This window comes from Paraburkholderia sp. SIMBA_054, from assembly GCF_046534875.1.
Lineage (GTDB): Bacteria > Pseudomonadota > Gammaproteobacteria > Burkholderiales > Burkholderiaceae > Paraburkholderia > Paraburkholderia hospita.
Window position 1 is genome coordinate 1 of record NZ_JAWRXV010000716.1, and the last position, 274, is coordinate 274.

Here is a 274-nt window from a genome sequence, read left to right on the forward strand (position 1 = left end):
GGCTTGCAGCTTGCGAGAGCCATGGGCGCGTCGGTTATCGCGACGTCTTCATCGGATGCGAAGCTCGAGAAGCTGCGCGCGCTCGGCGCCGATCATACGATCAACTACCGCGACAATCCCGAATGGGGCAAGGAAGTGCGCTCGCTGACCGGCGGACGAGGCGTCGATCATGTAATCGAAGTGGGCGGTCCCGGCACGTTGCCGCAGTCGATCACGGCTTGCCGGATCGGCGGGCATATTGCGCTGATCGGCGTGCTGACGGGCCGCGCCGGCC

At 65.7% G+C, this 274-nt stretch carries 1 protein-coding gene; it reads left to right on the forward strand.

Annotated elements, in window-relative coordinates; all coding sequences use genetic code 11:
• Nucleotides 1-274 (forward strand): zinc-binding dehydrogenase (locus SB822_RS56950; RefSeq protein ID WP_410859085.1); only part of this gene is annotated, 274 nt, incomplete at both ends.